The sequence below is a fragment of the Amycolatopsis sp. M39 genome, assembly GCF_001651785.1.
In the GTDB taxonomy this organism is placed as follows: Bacteria; Actinomycetota; Actinomycetes; order Mycobacteriales; family Pseudonocardiaceae; genus Amycolatopsis; species Amycolatopsis rubida.
In genome coordinates this window covers 620,079-640,500 of the sequence record NZ_LWSF01000004.1, presented here as the reverse complement: position 1 = coordinate 640,500, position 20,422 = coordinate 620,079, and the positions used below count along the sequence as shown (strand labels likewise).

Annotated in this window: 23 protein-coding genes and 1 riboswitch; of the genes, 11 read left to right on the top strand and 12 right to left on the bottom strand. The window is 70.2% G+C overall.

Annotated features, from left to right (window positions below; translation table 11 throughout):
* Positions 1-1,121: 1,121 nt before the first annotated feature.
* The 5 genes from A4R44_RS13575 to A4R44_RS13555 all read right to left on the bottom strand — a co-directional run bounded on the left by A4R44_RS13575 (position 1,122) and on the right by A4R44_RS13555 (position 4,679).
* Complete coding sequence (locus A4R44_RS13575) at positions 1,122-2,006, bottom strand: hypothetical protein (protein ID WP_067580198.1); 885 nt, start codon at positions 2,004-2,006, stop codon at positions 1,122-1,124.
* The gene (locus tag A4R44_RS13570) at positions 2,003-2,479 is read right to left on the bottom strand and encodes a hypothetical protein (RefSeq protein WP_037807980.1); all 477 of its coding nucleotides are present in this window, start codon (positions 2,477-2,479) and stop codon (positions 2,003-2,005) included. The genes A4R44_RS13575 and A4R44_RS13570 overlap by 4 nt, the downstream gene beginning before the upstream one ends.
* Positions 2,480-2,550: 71 nt before the next feature.
* Positions 2,551-2,997 (bottom strand): LapA family protein, encoded by a 447-nt coding sequence (locus A4R44_RS13565; RefSeq protein ID WP_067579774.1) that lies wholly within the window; start codon positions 2,995-2,997, stop codon positions 2,551-2,553.
* Positions 2,998-3,003: 6 nt separating this feature from the next.
* On the bottom strand, positions 3,004-3,705 hold the full coding sequence (locus A4R44_RS13560) for an OmpA family protein (RefSeq protein ID WP_232791602.1): 702 nt from the start codon (positions 3,703-3,705) through the stop codon (positions 3,004-3,006).
* 149 nt (positions 3,706-3,854) lie between these two features.
* Positions 3,855-4,679, bottom strand: coding sequence for an SGNH/GDSL hydrolase family protein (locus tag A4R44_RS13555; RefSeq protein WP_067579771.1), 825 nt, complete (start codon positions 4,677-4,679; stop codon positions 3,855-3,857).
* Positions 4,680-4,955: 276 nt separating this feature from the next.
* Between A4R44_RS13555 and A4R44_RS13550 the strand changes: the two genes are divergently transcribed.
* Positions 4,956-5,639, top strand: coding sequence for a DUF3159 domain-containing protein (locus A4R44_RS13550; RefSeq protein WP_067579769.1), 684 nt, complete (start codon positions 4,956-4,958; stop codon positions 5,637-5,639).
* A 90-nt stretch (positions 5,640-5,729) separates the two neighbouring features.
* Here A4R44_RS13550 and A4R44_RS13545 read toward each other — a convergent pair whose 3' ends face one another.
* Both A4R44_RS13545 and A4R44_RS13540 read right to left on the bottom strand, forming a co-directional pair.
* Positions 5,730-6,692 carry an N-acetylglucosamine kinase gene (locus tag A4R44_RS13545; RefSeq protein WP_067579767.1) on the bottom strand — a complete coding sequence of 321 codons (963 nt, stop codon included), beginning with the start codon at positions 6,690-6,692 and terminating at the stop codon, positions 5,730-5,732.
* Entirely contained in the window at positions 6,689-7,732 is a 1,044-nt protein-coding gene (locus tag A4R44_RS13540) for an SIS domain-containing protein (protein WP_067579765.1), read from the bottom strand. The genes A4R44_RS13545 and A4R44_RS13540 overlap by 4 nt, the downstream gene beginning before the upstream one ends.
* 155 nt (positions 7,733-7,887) lie before the next feature.
* Between A4R44_RS13540 and A4R44_RS13535 the strand changes: the two genes are divergently transcribed.
* Genes A4R44_RS13535 through A4R44_RS13525 form a run of 3 tightly spaced genes read left to right on the top strand, consistent with a single transcriptional unit; the run spans position 7,888 to position 10,927 of the window.
* The gene (locus tag A4R44_RS13535; protein WP_009084055.1) at positions 7,888-8,637 is read left to right on the top strand and encodes a GntR family transcriptional regulator; all 750 of its coding nucleotides are present in this window, start codon (positions 7,888-7,890) and stop codon (positions 8,635-8,637) included.
* Positions 8,638-8,641: 4 nt separating this feature from the next.
* Positions 8,642-10,141, top strand: a complete 1,500-nt coding sequence (locus tag A4R44_RS13530; protein ID WP_067579763.1) for an MFS transporter — start codon at positions 8,642-8,644, stop codon at positions 10,139-10,141.
* An 18-nt stretch (positions 10,142-10,159) separates the two neighbouring features.
* Positions 10,160-10,927, top strand: a complete 768-nt coding sequence (locus A4R44_RS13525; protein ID WP_067579761.1) for an NAD(P)-binding domain-containing protein — start codon at positions 10,160-10,162, stop codon at positions 10,925-10,927.
* Here the strand turns inward: A4R44_RS13525 and A4R44_RS13520 are convergent.
* Positions 10,895-11,326: a MarR family winged helix-turn-helix transcriptional regulator gene (locus tag A4R44_RS13520; RefSeq protein WP_067580196.1), complete on the bottom strand. Its 432-nt coding sequence runs from the start codon at positions 11,324-11,326 to the stop codon at positions 10,895-10,897. The genes A4R44_RS13525 and A4R44_RS13520 overlap by 33 nt on opposite strands.
* Before the next feature lie 88 nt (positions 11,327-11,414).
* Between A4R44_RS13520 and A4R44_RS13515 the strand changes: the two genes are divergently transcribed.
* Positions 11,415-12,101 carry an SDR family NAD(P)-dependent oxidoreductase gene (locus A4R44_RS13515; protein WP_067579759.1) on the top strand — a complete coding sequence of 229 codons (687 nt, stop codon included), beginning with the start codon at positions 11,415-11,417 and terminating at the stop codon, positions 12,099-12,101.
* 399 nt (positions 12,102-12,500) lie between these two features.
* On the opposite strand, the gene A4R44_RS13510 is transcribed toward A4R44_RS13515, so the two are convergent.
* Entirely contained in the window at positions 12,501-13,445 is a 945-nt protein-coding gene (locus A4R44_RS13510) for a threonine/serine dehydratase (protein WP_067579757.1), read from the bottom strand.
* 154 nt (positions 13,446-13,599) lie between these two features.
* On the opposite strand from A4R44_RS13510, the gene A4R44_RS13505 reads away from it, so the two are divergent.
* Positions 13,600-14,382, top strand: a complete 783-nt coding sequence (locus tag A4R44_RS13505) for a hypothetical protein (RefSeq protein ID WP_067579755.1) — start codon at positions 13,600-13,602, stop codon at positions 14,380-14,382.
* A gap of 64 nt (positions 14,383-14,446) precedes the next feature.
* On the opposite strand, the gene thiE is transcribed toward A4R44_RS13505, so the two are convergent.
* Positions 14,447-15,112, bottom strand: coding sequence for a thiamine phosphate synthase (thiE, locus tag A4R44_RS13500; protein WP_067579753.1), 666 nt, complete (start codon positions 15,110-15,112; stop codon positions 14,447-14,449).
* A gap of 30 nt (positions 15,113-15,142) precedes the next feature.
* Positions 15,143-15,249: riboswitch (TPP riboswitch) on the top strand.
* Between thiE and thiO the strand changes: the two genes are divergently transcribed.
* From thiO to A4R44_RS13485, 3 genes are all read left to right on the top strand, one after another.
* Positions 15,246-16,331: a glycine oxidase ThiO gene (gene thiO / locus A4R44_RS13495; protein ID WP_067579751.1), complete on the top strand. Its 1,086-nt coding sequence runs from the start codon at positions 15,246-15,248 to the stop codon at positions 16,329-16,331. Its footprint overlaps the riboswitch before it by 4 nt.
* Positions 16,331-16,531 (top strand): sulfur carrier protein ThiS, encoded by a 201-nt coding sequence (thiS, locus tag A4R44_RS13490; RefSeq protein ID WP_037361904.1) that lies wholly within the window; start codon positions 16,331-16,333, stop codon positions 16,529-16,531. Before thiO ends, thiS begins: the two co-directional genes overlap by 1 nt.
* 2 nt (positions 16,532-16,533) lie before the next feature.
* The gene (locus tag A4R44_RS13485; RefSeq protein WP_067579749.1) at positions 16,534-17,286 is read left to right on the top strand and encodes a thiazole synthase; all 753 of its coding nucleotides are present in this window, start codon (positions 16,534-16,536) and stop codon (positions 17,284-17,286) included.
* Here A4R44_RS13485 and A4R44_RS13480 read toward each other — a convergent pair.
* A complete protein-coding gene (locus tag A4R44_RS13480) occupies positions 17,283-18,263 on the bottom strand; it encodes an NAD(P)-dependent alcohol dehydrogenase (RefSeq protein ID WP_067579747.1) in 981 nt (326 codons plus the stop codon). The two genes, A4R44_RS13485 and A4R44_RS13480, sit on opposite strands and share 4 nt — an antisense overlap.
* 57 nt (positions 18,264-18,320) lie before the next feature.
* On the opposite strand from A4R44_RS13480, the gene A4R44_RS13475 reads away from it, so the two are divergent.
* Positions 18,321-18,944, top strand: a complete 624-nt coding sequence (locus A4R44_RS13475; protein WP_067579745.1) for a TetR/AcrR family transcriptional regulator — start codon at positions 18,321-18,323, stop codon at positions 18,942-18,944.
* A gap of 143 nt (positions 18,945-19,087) precedes the next feature.
* Entirely contained in the window at positions 19,088-19,519 is a 432-nt protein-coding gene (locus tag A4R44_RS13470) for a MarR family winged helix-turn-helix transcriptional regulator (protein ID WP_067580194.1), read from the top strand.
* Here A4R44_RS13470 and thiD read toward each other — a convergent pair.
* Positions 19,516-20,349 carry a bifunctional hydroxymethylpyrimidine kinase/phosphomethylpyrimidine kinase gene (gene thiD, locus A4R44_RS13465; protein ID WP_067579742.1) on the bottom strand — a complete coding sequence of 278 codons (834 nt, stop codon included), beginning with the start codon at positions 20,347-20,349 and terminating at the stop codon, positions 19,516-19,518. The genes A4R44_RS13470 and thiD overlap by 4 nt on opposite strands.
* Between the last annotated feature and the right edge of the window lie 73 nt (positions 20,350-20,422).

Here is a 20,422-nt window from a genome sequence, read left to right as displayed (position 1 = left end):
GCGTCCGCTTAGCGGATTCTTAGCCATCGGGCGGTCAGCGCGCGTAGGGTCGGCCGCGACGCTGGCGGAGCCCTAGGGGAGGGGCAGGCTGTGAAGCCGGCGACGGGACCGCGGCAAGTACCGCGCGGACCTGGAAGAGCCGCCTGGAGCGGTTCGGTGGCGGTTGGCCGGCCGAGATGGGGGTAGGCCGGCCGGCCGCCAGGCTCTATTCGACATTCGAAGTGCAGAGCGCGATCGAACTGCCGCTGCTTTCGGCGACCTTCTTGCCGTCGACGAGGATCTGGCAGCTGATCTGGTTGGTCACGCCCGCGTTGGCGGTGTCCGCGGTGAGCGAAAGGACCGGCCTGCCGCCGTCGTAGGAGGCGTGTCCGTGCCAGTCGTCGGTGCTNCGGTGCTCGGCGGGGTGGTCGCGGTGCGCTGGTCGTTCAGCGTGCCGAAGCGGACCGTCGCGCCGTTCGCCGAGGTCACCACGAAGTCGACCGAATGCTTCTCGCCCGGCTGCGGCGGGATGTGCAGTTCGCCCGCCCGTGCGGTGCCGAACATCGACGGGTACAGCAGCATCGCGCCGCAGAGCACGGCGGCCAGTGCGGAAAGCGTGGTTCCGGTGAGTGCGACGCCCAGTCCGCGCATTGTTCCCCGGGAGGAAAGTACGATTCCCGCAATTCCCCCGGCGAGGCCGATGCCGGCGAGCGGCCAGGCGAGGAAGCCCCAATCCGGGAGGAAGGCGACGCCGGCCGCGGCCAGTCCGAGCGTGACCGCGAGCCCGCCGGGCCAGTTGGCCTGTCTCCGGGGCGGCTCCTGCCGGGGCGGACGGTGCGGACCAGGACGAGTAGTGGTCCTGCTGTGTCGTGCGGGTGCGGCCGGATACGGCTGCTCGGTCGTCATGCGTGCCTCTTCCGCCTGTGTTGGCGAAGACGCTAACGCAGATGCCCGCGAAGTTGGAATAATCGTTATCTACTGACAATGTCATCCATTTACCGCGTCCAGGCGGTCGGGGTCATTTCCCGCCGGATTGCGCGAAGCGGCACCGTTTACTGCCCGAAAAAGGCAGAATGATTCCGAAGAGCGACCGCGCGCTTACCCGGCGGTCGGGTCTGGCGACGTGGCACTCCGCGCGCCATTCACTGATCGAAAAGACTGACTTCCGGAGTGATTTCGAGAAGTTCGTGCACCGGCCTGCCGCGCCGTCCGTCGATGGTCGTCGTGCGCACCACGCGCAACCGCGCGGTCACCGGGCGATCGAGGTTTTCCTTGATCTGGTCGAGCAGATCCGGGGCGACCGCACCCTGAATGGTTCCGCCCGATTCCCGCTCCAGGTAGAAAATCCGCCGCCGGGTGCGCACGCCGTCGAGGCGCCCGGTCACCGTCTCGTAGCCGACCGCTTCGCGGGACTCGCGCAGGCTGCCCTGCAGCACCCGCGCCTGTTCGGTGGTCATGCTCCGGGTCACCTGCTCGCCCGCGGTGGGCGTGAGCGCCATCCCGATGCCAGCGTGCTTGCTGACCGCGTTGACGACGTCGCTGACCGCGTTGCGCACCGTGTCGCGCTGCAGCAGCACCGCGTCGAGGGCACCGTCGTCGGAACCGTTGGCGGGCAGGAAATCGCAGAGTTCCTTCACCGCTCGCTCGGACAGCGTTTCGATGCCGTCGTGGATCAGCGCGTCGTCGACCGCCGGTTCCGGGAAACCGAAGAAGATCGCGTTGCCCGCCTGTCCCTTTTGGATCAGCGGGGCCTTGTCCCGGTCCGCCTGCTGGACGAAGGTGACCTCGTTCGACGGATTGCGGATGATGTGCCCGATTTTCGCCGTCGCGTCCTGCAGCGCGCGGCTGATGTCGGAAAAGGTGTACGCGTCGATGTGCGTTTCGCCGATCACCGACACGTGCAGCAGGGGCGCGCGGCAGGTGCGCTCGAACTTCGCGTTCGCCGCCATCGCCGAGGCACGCGCGAGGTCGTCCAGCCACGTGCCGCCGGGGATCTCGTCGGCGATCCGCCGGAACTCGTTCCTCACCACACCATCTCCGGAATGCCTCTGCCGCCGTCGGCCCACACCGCTTCCCACACGTCCTCGTCGCCGGGACGGCACAGGAAGCCGTCGAGCATGCCGCCGACCGGCTGGATCTGGTCGAGGTACATCGCGGGCTGGCCGACGATGATGCCGCGCAGGGTCAGCAGGCCGTACAGCGCGGTGCGGCCGCTGTCGTCAAGCCGCTTCAGCGCGCCCCATTCGTCCGGCAGCAGCACCACGTCGAGCCCGCGCGGAGGATGCGCCGTGCGGGTGACGAACGCGCCGCCGAGCCAGGCCCGCCCGGACGTGATCACCCGCTGGGCGACCCCGAGGTAGCTGTTGAGCGCGCTGAAGAGGATCTCGCGCTCGTTCTGGTGCGGCGCGTCGTAGACCAGCCGCTCGTAGACGTCGGCGAGGTCGGCGTGGTGGCGGCCCGGCGGCAGCAGGTTCTGTGGCGTCCAGTGCGGAAGCGCCATCGGACCTCCTGACGTCGTCCGGGGCCCTCGGCGCCCGCTTACCGTGTGTAGCCGAATCTACCAGGTGGGTGTCAGCCACTGCGTCCAGGTCGCCGGGGCGCGGGTTCGTCGCCGTGCGGCCAGTGCGGACTCCGCTGGTCGTCCTCGGGCCAGCTCAGTTCGCCCGACAGCCGCGGCTCGGGATCGGGCAGCGGATGCCCGGCGGAATCGTGCGTCGCGTGCTGCCCGTGGTACGGCTCGTCCGGGTCGACGTCCGGGTAGTCGTTGTAGACGCGCTCCGGCTGGTCCTCGTAGTGCGGGTACGCCGGTTCCTCGTAGTCCTCGTAGTCCTCGTACGGGTTCGCCTGCGGGATGTGCCGGGTCTCCTCGGCCGGTTCCTCCGCCGGCGCCGCCGCGGGCCGGTACGGCTCGGCTTCGGCCTTCGGCCGGGCGGCCCGTGTGAACAGCCACATGACTGCCGCCCCGAGCAGGAACGAGACGAGCAGCCACAGCCAGATCTGCCCGAAGAGCCAGAGCATCCGCCATCACCTCTGTTCCACTGTGATCTCGACCCGCCGGTCGCTGTCGCCCCCGTTGCCCGCGCCGCTCGCGCTGGCCACCGCGAGCAAGCGGTCGGGCGGCACGTCCTCGCGGATCAGCAACCGGATCACAGTCAGCGCCCGGTTGCGGGAAAGCTTCAGCGCCGCGCTGCGCCCGCCCGGACCGTCGGCGACCCGGCCGACAAGGCGGTAGCGGAAGTTGTCCGGGGCGTCGCGCAGCAGCGGTGCGAGATCGCGCGCGGCCTGCTCGCCCTGGTCGGTGAGCTTCGCGGTGTCCGGTTCGAAGGTGATCGGCGCGGCCGCGAGCTTGCGGTCCAGCTCGGCCTGGATTCCGTCGCGGTCGGTCGGCGGCGCGGACGAACTCGGCGGCGGGCTCGAAGGCGGCGGACTGGATGGCGGAGTCGTCGACGGTTCGGGCGACGGCGCGGACGGCGCCGGCCCGGCGCCGCCGGAGGCTTGTGCGGACTCGACCCCGTCGACCCCCTGCACGATGCCCAGCGCGCGGCCGGCTTCCTCGGCCGGGAACCCTTCGAGGGTCGCCTGCCGTCCGGAGAACTTCACCTCGCCGCCGGACAGGCCCGCCGCGTCGAGCGCGGAGCGTGATCGCGCGGCGAGGTCGTCTTGGATTCCGCTGCCCTGCAGCCAAGTCACGAGGCCCGCGAGCAGGGCCGTGACCACCACTGCCACGGGGATCAAGCGAAGCCACCCTCGTGCACCGGACATAACAGGACCCTATGCCGGGGCCGTCCGGATGGCGACCTGGTGTCGGCCGCCGTTCGGGTGGACCCTCGTGCGTGCCGATCCCGGTTCTCACCGGGATCGCCGCTCACCAGCGTTCAGGCGGTCGCGTTGCCCCGCACGTCGATGCTGATGCTCGCCGGGTCGTCCGGCACGAGCGGAACGAGCGGAGCCAGTTCGGGGCGCTTCGGCGACAGCCCGTCGCCCATGGACTCGCCGCGCAGCTGACGGCGGATCCACGGCAGCAGGTGCACCTTGGTCCACGCGAGGTCCGACCGCCGCGACGTGATCCAGGTGGCGGGCTCGGTGCTCGCCGGGTACGGCTCGCGCCAGTCCTTGGTGACCGGGACGCCGAGCACCTCGGCGGTGAGCAGCGCGATCCGGCGGTGCGCGTCCGGCGTGAAGTGCAGCCGGTCGTCGCTCCAGGCGCGCCGGTCGTGCAGCGGCTCCATCGTCCACAGGTCGACCATCTTCGCGCCGTGCCGGGCCGCGATCGCCCACAGATGGGTGTTGTAGATCGCGACCTTGCCGCGCAACACGCTCATCACCGACAGCGTCTTGGTGTCCGGCCCGTTGAAGATCACCACCGGGATCCCGGCCGCGCGCAGCTTCGCCACCCCTGCCTCGAAGCGCTCCGCGATGGCGTCGACGTCCGCCCCCGGCACGATCACGTCGTTGCCGCCTGCGCACAGCGTGACCAGGTCGGGCTTCAGTTCCAGAGCGAGCGGGAGCTGCTCGTCCATGATCTCGTCGAGCATCTTGCCGCGCAGCGACAGGTTCGCGTACTGGAAGCCGGGCTCGTCGCCCGCCAGCATCTCGGCGAGCCGGTCGGCCCAGCCCCGGAACGTCCCGTCGCCCCGATGGTCGTTGAGGCCCTCGGTGAAGCTGTCCCCGATGGCTACGTAGCTGTTGATCCCGTACACGCTGGGTTCCCCTTTCCCGCTGGTGCGCGCCTGTTCCCCGTGAAGTCCCGGATCTAGTTGTACACCCCAACTAACATTCGGACGTCCCCATATCCTTCCCGCCGGACACGACGGGTTCAGCGGGATGTCACAGTCTCTTACTTTGTCGGGGGTTTCCGCCTCCCTATTACGGCAATTTCACCGGGACGAACCTCGCGACAGCGCGCGTACCGGGCGCCATGTGGGGTAGGTCTCCCGACCTGGGGCTCCGCCGCGACTTGCGGCAGGCTGGAAGATGTGACAGACGAGACTGCGAAAGGGCCGGCACGGGAGTCGCTCACGCAGATCCTCGGCGGGCGGCGCGGCGCGATCGACGCCAGCATCCCGCCCGCCGCGTTCGTCGTCGGCTGGCTCGTTTCCGGCCAGTCGATCGCCTGGGGAGCGGGGGTCGCGATCGGCGTCGCCGTGCTGCTCGGCGCGTACCGGCTGGTTCGCGGCGACAAGGCGCGCGCGGTGGTGGTGAGCCTCGCCGCGGTGGTGATCGCCGCGCTGATCGCGATGCACACCGGCCGCGCCGAGGACTTCTTCCTGCTGCAGTTATTCTCGAACGCGGCGAGCGCGCTGCTGTTCGCGGCGAGCATCGCGGTCCGCTGGCCGCTGCTCGGCGTGATCGTGGGACTGCTCCTGGGGCAGAAGACCCGTTGGCGGCGCGACCCGGCTCTGCTGCGCGCGTATTCGTGGGCGAGCGGCGTGTGGGTGCTGCAGTACTTGCTGCGAGTGGTCGTTTACGGCCTGTTGTGGTGGACCGGACAGGTAGTGGCACTCGGAGTGGCGCGCACGGTGCTCTCCTGGCCGCTGGTGGCCGCGACCGTGGCGGTGAGCGGCTGGGTCCTCTACCGGAGCCTTCCAGCAGAACACCCGGGCCTTCGCCTGGCGAAAGACCCGGGTGCGGGCGGGTCCGAAACCGGACCCGGAAGTTAAGGCGGCCCCCGGCGAGGGGGGAGGGTCCGGGGGCCGGTTCCTACGGTACCCGGACCGGAGGGGTTGAGTCGACGGTTTCGACTCTTCCGCTCAAGTTTTGGTGGCATTCACCCGTCGGGATGGTCGCGGGGTGTCCTCGCCCCACGCTTCCACCGCCGCGAGCCATGCCGCGCCGAGCACCCCATCGGAGCTGGTCAGAACGTTAAGACCGGCGAATTCGGCGCGCACGCGAGCCCCGACCGGGCCGGTTTCGGCCAGTACGCTGCCCACGAGCACGATCGGAGTTTTTTCTCCCGGTTCGCGCGTGGCGTGAGCCACGCGCACGAGATGCCGGGCACCCCGCGCGACGATCTCCTCCGCGCCGGGCTCTCCGGCCGCAGCGGCGGCACTCACCAACGGCGCGTACCGGGCCAGCCGGACCGGGGGTTCCGCGTTGGCATGAGTCACCAGCGCCCACCTGACCTTGAAGCGATCGGACAGGTCCACTGCGGACGGTCCGAACGCTTCGCCGAGGACCGCCTCGGCCAGTCCGTCGAGCGGGCCGTCGCCTTCGAGCGCGGCGAGCGTGGCGCGTACGGCTTCGCGGCCGAGCCAGAAGCCCGAGCCCTCGTCGCCGAGCAGCCAGCCGTGCCCGCCCGCGGTCGCGACCATCCGGCGGCCGCGGATGCGCCCGGCGATCGAGCCGGTGCCCGCGACGAGCACGGTGCCGTCCGGTTCGGCCGTCGCGGACGCGTAGGCCACTTCGGCGTCGCCGGTTACCCGGACCAGGCCGCCGAGACCGATCCGCTCCCACGCCGCGGTGAACTCCGCGGCGACCGCCGGGTCGGAAAGCTTGCTCTCGCCCGCCATGCCGACCACGACGCCGAGCACGTCGGTGTGTCCGTCCACTGCGGACTCGATGGCCCCGGCGATCCGGGCCGCCGCCAACGCGGGCGGATGCGAGTTCGGGTTCGCGCCTTCCGCGGCTCCGGTGCCGTGCACGACGCCGGCGGCGTCGACCGCGATCGCTCGCGTCGACGTGCCGCCGGCGTCCACGCCTACGACGAGGCTCACCGGGTCTTGGTCACCTTCAGCAGCCCGCGCGGGTTGTCCGGGTTGCCGCCGCGCGCGAGCGACAGCCCGAGCGCGATCCGCTGGATCGGCAGGATTTCCAGCACCGGAGCCAATTCCTCGACAGTCGGGGCGACCGGGATGCGCAGCGCGGCGGGCACGTCGTTCGCCGCCGAGCCGACCGCGAGCACGTCCGCGCCGCGCTCGCCGACCGCTTCGAGGACCTCGCGCATGGCTTCGCCGCCGCGGCCGAGGCTGGTGGCAGCGAGCACGGCGGTCTCGCCGTCGACCGCCGCGACCGGGCCGTGCAGCAGGTCCGCGCCGCTGTACGCGCGGGCCGCGAGGTAGCTCGTCTCGGCCAGCTTCAGCGACGCTTCGAGCGCGCTGGCGTAGGAGTAGCCGCGGCCGGTGGTGAGTACGCGGTCGACAAAGCGATAACGGTCCACCGCACGCTGCACGCCTTCGACGGAACCGTCGAGCGTCTGCTGGGCCAGTTCGCCGATCTTCGCGGCGTCCTCTCCCTTGCCGCCGCGGATCGCGTCGATGAAGAGGTACAGCGCCATCAGCGTGGCCGAGTACGTCTTGGTCGCCGCGACCGCCTTCTCGACCCCGGCGCCGATGTCCACGCCCAGCTCCGAAGCCGCGCGCAGCGGCGACTCCGGGGTGTTGGTGACCGACACGGTCAGCGCGCCTTGACGGCGGGCGGCCTCGGTGGCCTCGATCAAGTCGGGCGATCCGCCGCTCTGGCTGACGGTGATGAAGAGCACGTCGCGCAGGTCCGGACGGGCACCGTAGAGCGTCGCGGTGGACGGCGACACGAGCCCGGCGGGCAGGCCGAGGAGTACCTCGATCAGGTATTTCGCGTACAGCGCGCCGTGGTCGCTCGAACCGCGAGCGGCGAGCAGGGCGAACCGCGGCGGGTTCTGTGAGATCTTTTCCGCGACTGCTGCGATGCCGGACCGCCGCTCGACCAGTCCGGCGAGAACGCTGGGCTGCGCCGAGATTTCCGCGGCCATGTGCTCGCCGGGACGTAGTTGGGTCATCACTTTCCTCTCCGCCGGGACGGGTGTCCCGGTGTGCTGAGCGGCGTCCGGTCAGGTCTAGACCAATGCTAGCCGGGCGGAGCGGGTCGGGAGAAGGGTACGTTTCCTCACGGGGCAGTGGCGCGTTTAATGTGGGAAGACTGAGGGAGCCGGGCATGCTGGAGACACCCCCCGCGAGCGAGGCGGGGACTGCTGCGCGAGGGCAGCGCGAACCCAAGTACTGGGCGCTGAAGCAGCATCTGCTGGACCTGCTTGACGCACTGCCGCCGGGATCGCCGATCCCGACCGAGCGGGCGCTGGCGGGAGAATTCACCGTTTCGCGCACCACCGTGCGCCAGGCGCTGGCGGATCTCACTGCCGAGGGCAGGCTGCACCGCGTCCAGGGCAAGGGCACCTTCGCCGCCGAGCCGAAGCTCGCACAGCGGTTGCAGCTGTCCTCCTATACCGAGGACATGCGCAAGCAGGGCCTGAAGCCGTCGTCCCAGTTGCTGGAACTCGAAGAGCTTCCGGTCGAGGGCGAGATGACCAAGCTGCTGCAGCTGCGTAACGGCGCGAAGATCCTCCGGCTGCGCCGGCTCCGGCTCGCCGACGGCCAGCCGATGGCGCTCGAGACCACGCACCTGCCGCTGGGCCGCTTCCGCGGGCTGCGCAAGCACATCACCGCGGGCGGTTCGCTGTACGCGGTGCTGCGCGAGCATTACGGCGTCGAGCTGGAGCGCGCGGAGGAGACGATCGAGACGTCGCTGGCCGGTCCGCAGGAAGCGGAGATCCTCGGTGCCGACGTCGGCATGCCGGTGATGATGCTGACCCGGCATTCGTTCGCCACCGACGGCAAGCCGGTCGAGTTCGCCCGCGCGGTCTACCGCGGCGACCGGTACAAGTTCGTCACCACGCTGCTGCCCTGACCGCGTGACCACCGCGGGGGACACCGGCATCCGCTGGGGCACGCCCGCTGCTCGCGGCGTGCTCTGGACAACCATCCTCGGTTCGGGGATGGCGATGCTCGACGGCACGATCGTGAACGTCGCGCTGCCCCGGATCGGCGAGGAGCTGGGCGCGTCGGTCGCCGGTCTGCAGTGGATTCTCGACGGCTACCTGCTGGCGCTGGCGGCGCTGATCCTGGTCGCCGGGTCGCTCGGCGACCGCTACGGCAGGCGGCGGGTGTACCTGATCGGCGTCGTGTGGTTCGGGCTCGCGTCCGGGCTGTGCGCGGCGGCGACGTCGACCGAACTGCTCGTGCTGTTCCGCGTGCTGCAGGGAATCGGCGGGGCGTTGCTGACGCCGGGTTCGCTGGCGATCTTGCAGTCGTCGTTCTCGCACGAGGACCGGGCAAGGGCGATCGGCTCGTGGTCCGGGCTCGGCGGGATCGCCGCGGCGGTCGGGCCGCTGCTCGGCGGGCTGCTGGTGCAGGCGTGGTCGTGGCGGCTGGCGTTCCTGATCAATCTGCCGCTCGCGGTGATCGTCGTGCTGATGGCGCGGCGGTTCGTGCCCGAGTCGCGCGATACCGCGGCGACCGGGCATCCGGACTACGTCGCCGCCGCGGTCGGCGCGCTCGGCCTGGCCGGGGTGACCGGTGCGCTGGTCGAGGCTCCGGTGCGCGGGATCGGCGATCCGGTCGTGCTGGTCGCGTTGGCGGTCGGTGTCGCCGGGCTCGGCTTGTTTCTTTGGCTCCAGCACCGGGCTGCCGAACCGCTGGTGCCGCCTTCGCTGTTCCGCGACCGGACATTCACGCTCTCGAACGCGCTGACCTTCGTGGTGTACGCGGCGCTCGGCGGCGTGATGATGTTGCTGGTTCTGCAGCTTCAGGTGTCGCTGGGTTATTCGCCGACGCTGGCCGGGCTGGCCGGACTGCCGATCACGGTGCTCATGCTGTTGTTGTCCGGCCGGTCCGGGGCGCTCGCGCAGCGGATCGGGCCGCGGCCGCAGCTGGTGGTCGGACCGATCGTGGTCGGCGTCGGGATGCTGCTGCTGACGCGGGTCGGGCCGGGGTCGTCGTACCTCGGGTCGGTGCTGCCCGCGGTGGTGGTGTTCGGGCTGGGACTGGCCACTGTGGTCGCTCCGGTGACCGCGACGGTGCTGGCCGCCGCGCCGGACCGGTACGCCGGGGTCGCGTCCGGGGTCAACAACGCGATCGCCCGATCGGGTGGACTTCTGGCGGTGGCGGTGCTGCCCGCCGTGGCGGGTTTGACTGGTTCGGCTTATCGCGATCCGACCGCGCTGACGGCCGGGTGGCAGACGGCGTTGGTGATCTGCGCGGTGCTGGCGATTGTCGGCGGGCTGATCGCGTTGGGAATTCACAACGGGGTGCTCGGCGGCGGGGAAGCGGACGATTCGCCGCATCCCGGGGACTGTTTGCATTGCGGGGTGGAAGGGCCGCCCACGCACGTCCATCCGGGTGGGCATCGCTGATCTTTCGGTGGGGGAAGTGTGCTGGGGTTTGTCGGTGCCGGGGAGCTGACCGCTGCCATCGTGACCGGGCTCGACGGGAGTCTGCCGGTGGTGTTGTCGCCGCGCTCGCGGGAGATCAGCGCGGGACTGGCCGCGCGGTATCCGGACGTGCGGGTGTGTTCGAGCAACCAGGAAGTGCTGGATCAGGCGGGCACCGTGGTGCTGGCGGTGCGCCCGCCGGTGCTGCGCGAAGTGGTGGACGAGCTGACGTTCCGGCCGGAGCACGTGGTGCTCAGCGCGGTGGCCGGGGTGCGAGTGGACCAGCTGCGGGAGTGGGTCGCGCCGGCTTCGCGGGTGGTGCGGTCGATTCCGTTGCCGCAGGCGGCGCGGCGGCAGAGCCTGACCGCGATGTACCCGGAGGACGCCGTCGCGCGGGAGCTGTTCGAGCGCGTCGGCCGGGTGGTGGTCCCTCGCGACGAGCCGAGCTTGGAAGCGTTCAGCGCGGCCACGTCGACGTTCGCCGCGCACCTGGACTATCTGGCGACCATCGTCGGGTGGATGGTCGCGCAGGGGGTTGAGGCCGAGGTGGCTTCGGCGTACGTGACGCACGTGTTCGCGCAGGTCGGGAAGTCGCTGGCCGAGGGCGGGCCGCTGGCGGAGCTGACCTCCCGGCACCTGACTCCGGGCGGGATCAACGAGCAGTTGCTGACTCATCTGCGGGCTGAGGGGATGCCGGAGACGGTGCGGCAGGGGTTGGACGCGGTGCTGGCTCGCCTACGGGGTGCCGTCGCGGGATCGGGCGACTAGCCGGGTCTCGATGCTTCGCAGGGCGGCGATCAAGGCGCTGGTCTCTGCCGGTGAGGTTCCGTCGAGCAGGCTGGACCAGGTGGCGCGCAGCCGTTGCAGGTTTTCCGCCGCCTTTTCGGTGGGGTAGAGCCGCACTCGGCGGGCGTCGTCGGGATCGGCTTCGCGGCGCAGCAGGCCCTTGTGCTCCAGGCCCCGGACGGCTCGGCTGACGTTGCTGGAGATCATCTGGGTGGCCTCGGCCGCGGCGTTGACCGTCGTTCCGGGGTGCCGGTCGACGAACCGCATCACCGCGCCTTCCAGCGGCGTTCCCGACTCGGCGTTGGCTTCCTTGGCGGCATTGATGTGCCGGGCCACCGCGAGGATCAGGTCGGCCAGCTCGAAGAGCCGTTCGTCTTTCACCCGGCCAGCGTAGCCCAATGCCTATCGTTTGACAGGTATCTCCTCGGCGACGTAGCTTAGCTATCAATTGATAGCTAAGGGAGCAGTCATGACCGCAGGCAAGAGCGCGTTGATCATCGGGGCGTCGCGAGGGCTGGGCTACGCACTCGCCGCCGAGTTCCTCAGCCGGGGCTGGCAGGTCACCGCGACCGAGCGCACGCCGTCGGCGCTGCACGAGCTGACCGGGCGCGGCCTGGTGGTGGAGACCGTCGACATCGCGGTGCCCGAGCAGGTCGCGGCGCTGCGCGAGCGGCTGGCCGGGTCGGCGTTCGACCTGCTGTTCGTCAACGCCGGAACCAACTACACGACCGACCCCTCGGCGACCTTCGCCGACGTGTCCACCGAAGACTTCGCCCAGGTCATGGTGACTAACGCGCTGAGTCCGATGCGTGTCGTCGAAACCCTGCAAGACCTGGTCCCGGCGACGGGCACCATCGGTGTGATGTCGTCCGGCCAGGGCAGCGTCACCGACAACACGAACGGCGGCTTCGAGGTCTACCGGGCGAGCAAATCCGCGCTGAACCAGCTCATGCGCAGCTTTGCCGCACGGCACGCCGCCGACCCGCGCACCCTCCTGCTCATGGCGCCAGGCTGGGTGAAGACGGACCTGGGCGGGCCCGGTGCGCGGCTGACCATCGACGAGAGCATCCCCGGAGTCGCCGACACGATCGAGGCTTGGACGGGCAAGGGCGGGCTGCACTACACCGACCGGCAGGGGCAGACCGTTAACTGGTGACCGGCCTCAAGCGCCCCAGCGTCGCTTTGGGTGCGTGGGATGCACCGAATGTCGCATTCGGGTTTTTCGGTAGCTGTGGCGATGCGCGGCGTCCGGCCGGGTCGCGTGGTCTCGCAGACGTTCGCGCCAGCTCGACCAGGGGCAGCGGCAGCTTCGCGCACCGCGGCTCCGGGGACCTCAGCGGGAGAAAAGCCGCCCGGCGCGTCTCGTCGCGGTACGCCGCAGCGGCCCCGACCAGCACTGCTGCCGCGAAACCGCCGCTCACCGCGCCACCGGGAAAACCTCATTGGGTGCGTGGGACGCACCGAACGCCGCATTGGGTGCTCCGCCTTGCCCGTCGCCGCCGTCCGCGGAGGCGTTCCGCGCGGCGGTGCTTGACCTGGGCATCGGGGCGCTCGGTCAGGCGAGCAGTTCGGCCAGCGTCGCCGGATCGATGTTGCCGCCGGAAACGACCGCGACGGTGCGTCCGCCGGGGAGTTCGTCGGCGTGGTGCAGGTAGGCGGCCGGTGCGGTGGCCCCGCTGGGTTCCGTCACCAGGCGGCCCTGCCGGGCGAGCGCGCGGACGGTGTCGCGGATTTCGTCCTCGGTCACGGTGATCACGCCGTCCAGGACCTGCCGCAGGTGTGCGAACGTGAGCTCGGACGGTTGCGCGCGCAGGCCGTCGGCGATGGTGCGGGCGCGGTCGGTGATGGGCCAGTCCACGATTTCGCCCGCGGCGAGGCTGGCGGCGGTGTCGGCGGCCAGTTCCGGTTCGACGCCGTAGACCTTCGCGTTCGGGCACCTCGCCTTGATCGCGACGCCGACCCCGGAGGCGAACCCGCCGCCGCTGACCGGGACCAGCACGGTCTCGACGTCGGGGAGGTCCTGGGCGATCTCCAGTCCGACGGTGCCCTGCCCGGCGATGATGTCCGGGTGGTCGAACGGCGGGATCAGCGTGAGGCCGCGTTCCTCGGCGAGGGCGAGCGCCGCCGATTCCCGTTCCGCGATCGGCACTTCGCGGACTTCCGCGCCCCAGCGGAGGGTGGCTTCGACTTTCAGCCGCGGAGTGACGTCCGGCACCACGATCACCGCGGTGATCCCGAAGTCGCGCGCGGCGTAAGCGACCGCTTGCGCGTGGTTGCCGCTCGAATACGCGACCACGCCGCGTTCCCGTTCGGCGTCGGTGAGTGCGGCGATCGCGTTGTACGCGCCGCGGATCTTGAACGCGCCGATCGGTTGCAGGCTCTCGGGTTTCACCCAGAATTCGCCGGGAACCCAGAGCTGGCGCAGCAACGGGGTGTGCACCGCGGTGCCCTTCAGCCGTCCGGCCGCGGTTTCGATGTCGGAGATCGTCACGAGGTGCATGGGATGAGTATGTCAGGAGAGTGTGAGCTTTAGTCTATCCATTGTGGACAGTCAACGTGGCGTCCCTCACGCCGGGGCAACGAAGGGAGCACCTCAGGCGACTTAACCGTTGAAGAAGCAGGGAAGACGGCTGGGAAACGATCAGATCGGAATCATGAGCGAGGAGCAGAAGGAAACCGCGGAGGACAAGAAGAGACTCCGCATGTCCTCGGTGCTCGCCGCGGCGCTCGCGGCGGTCACCGCCGCGTTGCTGGGTTCGACGCTGGGGGTCGCGGGAACAGTCATCGGCGCCGGGGTGGCCAGTGTGGTCAGCACTGTCGGCGGCGAGTTGTACCTGCGGTCCTTGCAGCGCACTCGCGACGCTGCGCGGAAGGCGATGGAGACGGCCGCTCGGCGCAGCCGGGGTGGAATGGTGCCGGTGGAGGCGGTGCGGGAGTCCGCTTCCGGGGATGCGGCGACGATGCAGGTGGCCGCTGCTGACTTGGCGAACATGCCTACGGTTCGGTTGCGTCCAACTGAGCCGGAGAAGGCCGAGGGGCTGGGCGAGAAGCTTCGGAAGATGCGGTGGCCGTTGATCATCGCGTCGAGTGCGGTCGCGTTTGTCGTGGCGCTGGTTGTTCTGCTGGGGCTTGACTGGACGACTAAGGGGAATGTCTCCACCGGGTTGATTCCCCGGCAGCCGGATACGAGCCAGCACCAGGACGATCATCCGGACAACACGCCGAGCAGCCAGCCGCAGGTGCCGCCGACTGGGGAGTCTCGATCGAACGATCCGACGTCTTCGCCGACTACGGAGCCTAGTGCTCCGCCGTCTTCGCAGGCGACTCAGCAGACTCAGCCGCCGTCTTCGTCGACGAAGCCGTCGACTGGTTCGCGGGAGCCTAGTGCGAGTCAGACGCCTACTGCGCCCGCGGTTCCGTCCAACGCGAATGAGTAGTGAAGCCCGAGTGCGCTGACGGTTCGAGACAGGGGCCGGGCGCCCTCGATGGTTGGGTGGGCTGTTACCGGAGGTGGGCTCGCAGGGTCTGCGCGGCGGCTTTGGGGTCCTCGGCCTCGGTGATCGCTCGGACGACGACGATGCGGGTCGCGCCTGCGTCCAGTACCTCGGGCAGGCGGGTTTCGTCGATGCCGCCGATGGCGAACCAGGGGCGTTCGGTGCTGCTCGCCGCGGTCGAGCGGACCAGATCCAGGCCGGGCGCGAACCTGCCGGGCTTGGTGGGGGTGGGCCAGCAGGGGCCGGTGCAGAAGTAGTTCACGCCGTCCTCGGCGGCGGCTGCCGCGGCTTGCTCCTCCGAATGGGTGGATCGGCCGATCACTACGTCGTCGCCCAGGACTCGCCGCGCGAGCGAGACCGGGATGTCGTCCTGGCCCAGGTGCAGGACATCAGCGCCCACGGCCAACGCCACATCCGCCCGGTCGTTTACCGAGAGCAGCGCTCCATGCCGGACGCAGGCCTCCGCCAGGACCTCCAGCGCCGCGATTTCCTGCTTGGCCTCCAGCGGCGCGCCGCCGGTCTTGTCCCTTAGTTGCACGATGTCCACGCCGCCGGCCAGCGCGGCGTCGGCGAACTCGGCGAGGTCGCCTCGCGCGGCGCGGGCGTCGGTGCACAGGTACAGCCGGGCGTCGGCTAGCCGGGTGCGAATTTGGTCTCCGGTCAAGGCAGGCATGGCGGTGACGTTACCCGCGCGCTACGGTGTGGGAGTCCGCACGGGAGCCCGAGACAACGGGCTGAGAGGGAGCTGCCGCTCCGACCGTGGAACCTGATCCGGGTCATGCCGGCGCAGGGAGCGTGATTCCACTGTGAACACCACCACAACCGTCACTGTCGTCGGCGGCGGCGTCATCGGGCTGTCCGTTGCCTGGCGCGCGGCCGCTCGCGGATGGCGTGTCACCGTTGTCGACCCGGATCCCGTGCACGGCGGGGCGTCCTGGCTGGCCGGCGGGATGCTCGCGCCGGTCACCGAGGCGTGGCCGGGTGAGGAAGCCGTGCTCAGCCTGGGGGAAGCGTCGCTGCGACGCTGGCCTGGCTTCGCGCGCGACCTCGCCGGCGAAGGCACCGATCCCGGGCTGGCCGAGCACGGCACGATCGTCGTCGGGTTCGACAGCGCCGATGCCGGGCACCTCGACATTCTCGCCGGGTACCTGCGTTCGCTCGGTCGCGACGTCGAGACGCTCACCGGTCGCGAGGCGAAGCGGCTCGCGCCGGGCGTCGGTGCGGTGCGCAGCGGCCTGCACGTGCCGGGTGATTTAGCCGTGGACAACCGGAAACTGCTCATGGCGCTGAGCGACGCGGCTGCGAAGCGTGGGGTCGAGTTCCGGCGCGAGCGGCTCCAGAGTCTTTCCGAAGTGTCCGGTCCGGTGGTTCTCGCCGCGGGGGCGTGGACCGGTCAGCTGCATCCGTTGCTGGAGCACGCTGTACGCCCGCTGAAGGGCGAGATTCTGCGGCTGCGTCCGCGTCGTGGCTGTCTGCCGCCTCCGCCGTACACAGTGCGCGCGATGGTCGAGGGACGGCCGATCTATCTGGTACCGCGAGAAGACGGCGAACTGGTCCTTGGCGCGACGCAGTACGAAGCCGGTTTCGATCAGGCTGTCACCGCGCGCGGCGTACGTGAGCTGCTGGAAGGCGCGGAACGTATTCTGCCCGGCATCACGGAGTACGCGCTGGTGGAAGTCGCCGCCGGACTGCGTGCTGCGAGCCGCGACGCTCTGCCGTACATCGGCGAAGTGAGCGAAGGCGTGTACGCGGCGACAGGGCATCACCGCAACGGTTTGCTGATGGCACCCGCGACTGCGGACGCTGTGGTCGCGTGGCTGGCCGGCGAAGCCCCGCCGCCGGAGGTCGCCGCGGCAACGCCCTCCCGTCTGGTCGAGAAGGAGCGAGTCTGATGGAGATCAAGGTCAACGGCGAATGGCGGGAATTCCCCGACGACAGCACCGTTTCCGCGGTCCTCGACGCGCTGGGAGCGGAACGCCGCGGCGTGGCCGTCGCGGTCAACGGCGAGGTCGTGCGGCGTGGCGAATGGGAAGAAGCGGTCGTGCCCAAGGGCGCGCAGCTCGAAGTGCTGACCGCGGTTCAAGGAGGTTGAGCATGGACGACCTGATCATCGGCGAACACAAGCTGTCGTCGCGATTGATCATCGGCACCGGTGGCGCGGCGAATCTCGAAGTGCTGGAACGAGCGCTGGTGGCGGCGGGCACCCAGCTCACCACCGTGGCGATGCGCCGCGCTGACGCCGAGGGCGGCTCCGGGGTACTGGAGTTGTTGCGGCGTTTGGACATCGAGCTGCTGCCCAACACCGCGGGCTGCCGGACGGCGGCCGAGGCCGTGCTCACCGCTCAGCTGGCCCGCGAGGCGCTGGAAACGAACCTGGTCAAACTTGAGGTGCACGCCGACGACCGCACCCTGCTGCCCGATCCGCTGGAAACTCTCGAAGCAGCCGAACGCCTGGTGGCGGACGGCTTCACGGTATTCGCCTACACCAACGACGACCCGGTGCTCGCCCTCCGCCTTGAGGAAGCGGGCTGCGCGGCGGTGATGCCGCTCGGTGCCCCGATCGGTACCGGGCTGGGGATCCGGAACCCGCACAACATCGAGCTGATCGTCTCGCGCGCGTCGGTGCCGATCGTGCTGGACGCGGGGATCGGTACGGCGTCGGACGCCACGCTGGCGATGGAACTCGGCTGCTCGGCGGTGCTGCTGTCGACCGCGGTGACCCGGGCGGCGGATCCGGAACGGATGGCGCTGGCGATGCGGAGCGCGGTCGAGGCGGGGTACTTGGCACGGGGCGCGGGGAGGGTGCCGCAGCGGTTTTGGGCGCAGGCGTCCAGTCCGCCTCGCTAGCGGCCTCGTGAGTGTTCATCCCGGTTCTCACCGGGATGAACACTCACGACCACCTTGCCGCGCACCCCGCCTCCCTCAAGCGCCCGATGCGCCTCCGCGATCTCCGCGAACGGAAACACCCGGTCCACCAGCGGTCGCACCAGCCCGGCGGTGACCCACCGGCTCAGGTCGGCGAGCAGATCCGCCTTGGGGTTTCCGCTGAACCCGCGCACCCAGCGGGCGGGGCGCAGGGAGTTCGCCACGACATAGCCGAGTGCGCGAACGGGATGGTCGAGGTCGAACGTGATCACGACCATTCGCCCGCGCGGGGTCAGCAGCCGCCGGAACGGGTCGAGGTCCCGGCCGACCGTGTCGAGGATGACGTCGAACTTCCCGAGGTCGCCCGGATCCCGGTAGTCAAGAGCGACCTCCGCGCCGAGTTCTCTTGCCAGTTGTAGGTTCTTGGCGCTGGTCAGGCCGGTCACGTGCGCGCCCATCGCCTTGCCGAGCTGGGTGGCCACAAAGCCGACCCCGCCGGTCGCGCCGCGGACCAGCAGGCGTTCGCCCGGCTTGAGATGGGCTTTGTCGCGCAGCGCGGTGATCGCGGTGATGCCCGCCAGCAGCGTCGCGGCCTGCGCGGGATCGAGCCCGGCGGGCACGTGGTCCAGCCGGTCGGCGGCCAGCGCGTAGTACTCGGCGGCGGTGCCCATCCGCCGCCCGCCGCCCCAGACGAGATCGCCTGCGGCGAACCGGCTTGTCCCGGGTTCGACGACCTCGCCGACCAGGTCGACGCCGATCCGCTTGGGAAAACGCTTGCCGCTGAATGGAAGCAGCTTCCCGGACCGCATGGCGAGTTCGCCGCCGTTGACTGTCAGCGCGCGCACCCGGACGAGGACTTCGCCGGGACCGGGCACTGGCGTCGGAACAGCGGTCTCGCGCAGGACTTCCGGTGGTCCGTAACGGTCGTAGACGATCGCTCGCATCGAAGTGGAAGGCATGTTCCACTTCTAGCACGGAAAGTGGAAAGGGTCTTCCGATTCACCTAAAGTGAGAGAGTGCCGGAAAGATCGACTCGGTTGCGCACCGACGCCGCCCACAATCGCGCGCACCTGCTGGAGGTCGCCGAGCGCACGTTCGAGGCCGAAGGCCTGGGCGTGTCGATGAGCGAGCTGGCGCGCCGCGCCGGCCTCGGCGTCGCCACCGTGTATCGCCATTTCCCGACCAAGGCCGACCTGGTCGCGGAAGCCTTCGCGGAGCCGATGGCCGAATGCGCGGGCATGCTCGACGAGGCGCTCGCCGATCCCGATCCGTGGCGCGGGTTCTGCCGGGTGATCGAGGAAATGTGCTCGATGCAGGCGCGCAACCACGGTTTCTCCGCCGCGATCGTGACCGCGCTGCCGGATCAAGCCGCCTTCGGACAGCTGCGGGACCAGGCGGTGCAGGCGTTCACCGAGTTGATCCGCCGGGCGCGGGAAGCGGGCGCGCTGCGGGCCGACTTCGCGGTTTCCGACCTGTCGTTGATCTTGCTGGCGAACGCCGGGCTGCGATCGGGCGCGGGAGCCGCGGCACCCGCGGCGTCGCGTCGGCTCGCCGGCTACCTGCTGCAGTCGTTCCGGACGGAGGCCGCCGCGCCGCTGCCGCCGCCCGCGGAGCTTCCGCTCGACGTGTCGGTGCTCTAATCGGGCGGCCAAGCTGTGCAAATAGACGGGTTGTGGTGATTTCGCCCGCGCTTGACACGGATTGAGCACGGGTACGCCGTATGGTTGACGGCACCCTTTCCGGCGCACCCAGCGGCGGGCACCAGCGTCAGAAGGAGCCGATCGTGACTCTTTCCTCGGTCCAGGACGTATCGGGCCGGTTGTACCTAGCGGTGGGGCGGCTTTCGCGGTCGCTTCGGCAGGCGGGCGTGCCCGGACCTGGGCACGGCTCGATCTCCGCGCTGGCCACGCTCGTCCACTTCGGCGAGATGCGCCTCGGCGACCTCGCGGCGAAGGAAGGCGTCGCGGCGGCCACGATGTCGCGGATCGTGGCCACCCTGGTGGAGGCCGGTTACGTCACGCGCGAATCCGACCCGGTCGACCGGCGCGCCTGGCTCGCCCGCGCCACCGAGGAAGGCGAACGCCTCGTCTCCGGCGTGCGGTCCACCCGCGTGCAGGAACTCAACCGCCGTCTCGACCGGCTCACGTCCGAGGCCCGCGAGTCGATCATCGCCGCGCTGCCGGCGCTGGAAGCCCTGATCTCCGACGAGGGCTAGCGCTCTTCCGGGGCGAGTCGCCAGAACGCCGATACGGGGCCGACTTTCGCGCCCATCGGGTAGGAGTGTTCGACGGCCTGGGAGACGAACCACTTGCCGTAGCGCGCCGCTTCGACCACTGGCATGCCTTTGGCCAGCCCGGCGGTGAGCGCGGATGCCATGGTGTCGCCAGCCCCGTGCGTGTGCGGCGTTCGCCAGCGCGGGCCGGGCAGCTCCACGAAGGTCGAACCGTCGAAGAGCAGGTCGACGCATTCCGGGTCGGACTGCAGGTGCCCGCTCTTCACGAGCACGTACTTCGGGCCGAGTTGGTGCAGTACGACGGCCGCGGCGTGCATGCCTTCGCGGTCGGTCACGGTCATGCCGGTGAGCAGCCGCACCTCGTCCAGGTTCGGCGTGAGCACGGTGGCGCGCGGCAGGAGATCGTCGCGCAGTGCGGCAAGGCCGTTGTCGTCGAACAGCGACTGGCCGGTCATCGCCGCGGCCACCGGGTCGACCACGAACGGGATCGCGCCGTCGCGTCCGATCCCGGCCTTGTCACAGGCCGCCGCGACCGCGTGGATGATCTCCGCGGACGCGAGCATGCCGGTTTTCGCCGCGCCGACACCCATGTCCGCCGCGACCGCCTCGATCTGCCCGGCGACGATGTGCGGCGGGAGGTCGGCGCGGTCGTGCACGCCGAGCGTGTTCTGGACGGTGACCGCGGTGACCGCGACCAGGCCGTGTACTCCGCAGGTGAGGAAGGTCCGCAGGTCCGCCTGCAGTCCGGCGGCTCCGCCGGAATCCGATCCGGCGATGGTGAGCGCGGAGGGCGGGCTCGGGTTCTCAGTCATGTGCGCGTTCCGACTTCTGGTCTGGTCCATTGAGGCAACTGTGCTTCATGCACAGTCCACCACGATGGCACAG

Coding starts and splice junctions, on each gene's coding strand:
- A4R44_RS13480 (WP_067579747.1), bottom strand. CDS start 18,263: ATGCCTTCCACTTCGATGCGAGCGATCGTCTACGACCGTTACGGACCA.
- thiE (WP_067579753.1), bottom strand. CDS start 15,112: ATGCCTGCCTTGACCGGAGACCAAATTCGCACCCGGCTAGCCGACGCC.
- A4R44_RS13515 (WP_067579759.1), top strand. CDS start 11,415: ATGACCGCAGGCAAGAGCGCGTTGATCATCGGGGCGTCGCGAGGGCTG.
- A4R44_RS13485 (WP_067579749.1), top strand. CDS start 16,534: ATGGACGACCTGATCATCGGCGAACACAAGCTGTCGTCGCGATTGATC.
- A4R44_RS13570 (WP_037807980.1), bottom strand. CDS start 2,479: ATGGCGCTTCCGCACTGGACGCCACAGAACCTGCTGCCGCCGGGCCGC.
- A4R44_RS13540 (WP_067579765.1), bottom strand. CDS start 7,732: ATGACCCAACTACGTCCCGGCGAGCACATGGCCGCGGAAATCTCGGCG.
- A4R44_RS13565 (WP_067579774.1), bottom strand. CDS start 2,997: ATGCTCTGGCTCTTCGGGCAGATCTGGCTGTGGCTGCTCGTCTCGTTC.
- A4R44_RS13535 (WP_009084055.1), top strand. CDS start 7,888: ATGCTGGAGACACCCCCCGCGAGCGAGGCGGGGACTGCTGCGCGAGGG.
- thiD (WP_067579742.1), bottom strand. CDS start 20,349: ATGACTGAGAACCCGAGCCCGCCCTCCGCGCTCACCATCGCCGGATCG.
- thiS (WP_037361904.1), top strand. CDS start 16,331: ATGGAGATCAAGGTCAACGGCGAATGGCGGGAATTCCCCGACGACAGC.
- A4R44_RS13510 (WP_067579757.1), bottom strand. CDS start 13,445: ATGCACCTCGTGACGATCTCCGACATCGAAACCGCGGCCGGACGGCTG.
- A4R44_RS13505 (WP_067579755.1), top strand. CDS start 13,600: ATGAGCGAGGAGCAGAAGGAAACCGCGGAGGACAAGAAGAGACTCCGC.